At 60.5% G+C, this 2,520-nt stretch carries 1 protein-coding gene; it reads left to right on the top strand.

What is annotated here, in order from left to right; translation table 11 throughout:
- The first annotated feature begins 654 nt into the window (after window positions 1-654).
- The gene (gene ltrA / locus ABTY62_RS47380; protein WP_352135610.1) at window positions 655-2,442 is read left to right on the top strand and encodes a group II intron reverse transcriptase/maturase; all 1,788 of its coding nucleotides are present in this window, start codon (window positions 655-657) and stop codon (window positions 2,440-2,442) included.
- The last annotated feature ends 78 nt before the right edge of the window (window positions 2,443-2,520 follow it).

Genomic DNA, 2,520 nt, shown 5'->3' with positions numbered 1-2,520 from the left:
TGTGCGACACGAAGTCGCACCGTAAGAAGTGGAGTTGCAATGGTGAATTCATAGCCAATGCTCTCCCTGGCTTGTGTCATAGGCCAGTCCCTCACACTCACGTGCGTCGGCAGTAATGACGGGGTGCGAAGCTGAGTGGATGGAAAGCCCAAGGGAATCCCCGGCCATCGGGGAGGTCCGGGCAGCGGGGGAAGAGTGGCAGGGTGAACGTAAGTGAACCTCCGATGATGGCTCGTCAGTGTAGCCCGTCGATGGCATGCATGAAGACGGTATGGGAAGGGCCGCGCTAAAGCGGCGGGTGGAGTCGTCGGAAATTTGCGCTACGACTCAAGGCACCACTCTCTTCCCCGGGCTACAGGGGGCACCCGCACCACTCGTATCTTCACGGTGTGGAACGTGGAAACCCCGTTGGGGTCCGGCCCAAGGCCGGTAAGCCGGACGTAAGGAAGGCAGAACTCCCCAGCGGGAACAGGAAGGCCCAAGAAGCGAAGGCCGGTAGAGCGAAAGCTCAGAGGAAAGGGGCGTCAGCCCTATAACTCGTCGGATACGGGACTCGTACCCGGCCCGAAAGGGAGCAGACGTGGGCCTGGTGGACCTTTGAAGAACGAAGCAAAGAAACCGGAACCAAAGGGCAAGTTGGACGAAGGAGGAGCGATGGGTGACACGGTTCGCGCAAGCGCGCCTCCGGAGAACGGACCGGCGGACACTCCAGAGTCCTGGCGCAGCGTCGACTGGGGACAGGCTGAGGAGAATGTACGGAGACTGAGGCAGAGGATCTTCAAGGCCGCACAGCAAGGGGACCTCAAGAAGGTCCGCAATCTCCAGAAGCTCATGCTGCGCAGCTACTCCAACACACTCGTGAGTGTGAAACGAGTGGCACAGACGAGCTCTGGCCGTAAGACGGCCGGCATAGACGGGCAGAAAAACTTAACCCCGCAGCAGAGGTACGAACTCGCGACCGCAATCCATGCGGAGGAAAAGCCGTACCGAGCCAAGCCGGTCAAGAGAGTGTACATACCGAAGAGCAATGGGAAGCAGCGTCCGCTGGGAATTCCGGTCATCCGAGATCGCGCGATGCAGGCTCGGGTGAAAAACGCGCTTGAGCCAGAATGGGAGTCACGGTTCGAGGCCAGGAGCTACGGCTTCCGCCCCGGACGTGGCTGCCACGACGCACGCGAGGCCATCTTCAACGCCGCCAGCGCGGGGGGAAAGAGGGTTTGGGTCCTGGACGCGGACCTCGCGGGAGCATTTGACCGCATCAGCCATCGGCACCTGCTAGAGGTCATCGGACATTTCCCCGCCAGGGAAATGGTCCGGCAGTGGCTCAAGGCCGGAGTGATGGAACGCGGAAGATTCGCACCCACCGAGGAAGGGACGCCGCAAGGAGGGGTCATCAGCCCGCTCCTGTTGAATGTTGCTCTTCATGGCATGGAGGAAGCCGCCGGGTGCCGGTACAAGAAGAGAGGTGTCGGGCGTGAGCCCGGCGCGGTGCCGGGGACCCCGATTCTGATCCGCTACGCCGACGATTTCGTGGTCCTGTGTCACGAAAAAGAGGAAGCAGAAGCGGTGAGGGAACGGCTCGGGGAGTGGCTGGCACCGAAGGGACTTTCCTTCAACTCGGAGAAGACCAAAGTGGTCCATTTGAACGAAGGATTTGACTTCCTCGGTTTCAACGTACGCAGGTACGACGGCCAACTGCTCATCAAGCCGAGCCGGGCGGCAGTCAAGAAAATCAAGGAGCGGCTGCGCGACGAGGTGACGGCCCTGCGTGGGTCCAACGCCGCAGCGTTGATAGCGAAGCTGAGCCCCATCATTCGGGGCTGGGCGGCATACTATCGGGTCGCCGTGTCCAGCAAGATATTCAGCTCACTGGATACGTACGTGTGGAGACTCACCTTCAAGTGGGGTCGCCACACGCATCCGAGAAAGTCGAGGACCTGGGTCGTCAACAGGTACTTCGGCAAGCACAACCCGTCCAGAGAGAACAAGTGGGTGTTCGGGAATCCCGATAACACTTCCTACTTGGTCAAGTTCGCCTGGACGAAGATCGTGCGGCACGACATGGTCAAGGGCGCGGTATCGGCGGATGACCCCGCTCTGGCCGACTACTGGGCAAAGAGACGACACAAAACGGTGCCGACGACCCTGGACAAGAGGACCTACACGATGGCCTACCTTCAAAGGGGAATCTGTCCACTATGTCGCCAAGACCTGATCGTCGGTGCGGAATACCAGCCGGATAACCCACGAGAGTGGATCGAATGGTTCACCGCATCGAAGAAAAGGCTGGATAAGCACCATCTTGTCTATCGAAGCCTCGGAGGATCGGACGCACGATCAAACCTCCGGCTTGTGCACTCTGAATGCCACCAACAGCATCACGCTGGGGATCGGTGGGAAAACGGCAAGATTGCCGCAGTGCGGCCCTTGCGGTCTGCTTGAGCCGGATGCGGGGACAACTCGCCAGTCCGGTTCTGAGGGGGCCGGGGCGCAGCAATGCGCTCCGGCTACCCGACGGGG

Origin of the sequence: Streptomyces sp. NPDC097640 (genome assembly GCF_040302705.1) — a bacterium.
Taxonomy (GTDB): domain Bacteria; phylum Actinomycetota; class Actinomycetes; order Streptomycetales; family Streptomycetaceae; genus Streptomyces.
This window is presented reverse-complemented; position numbering and strand designations above follow the sequence as displayed.

Coding starts and splice junctions, on each gene's coding strand:
- ltrA (WP_352135610.1), top strand. CDS start 655: ATGGGTGACACGGTTCGCGCAAGCGCGCCTCCGGAGAACGGACCGGCG.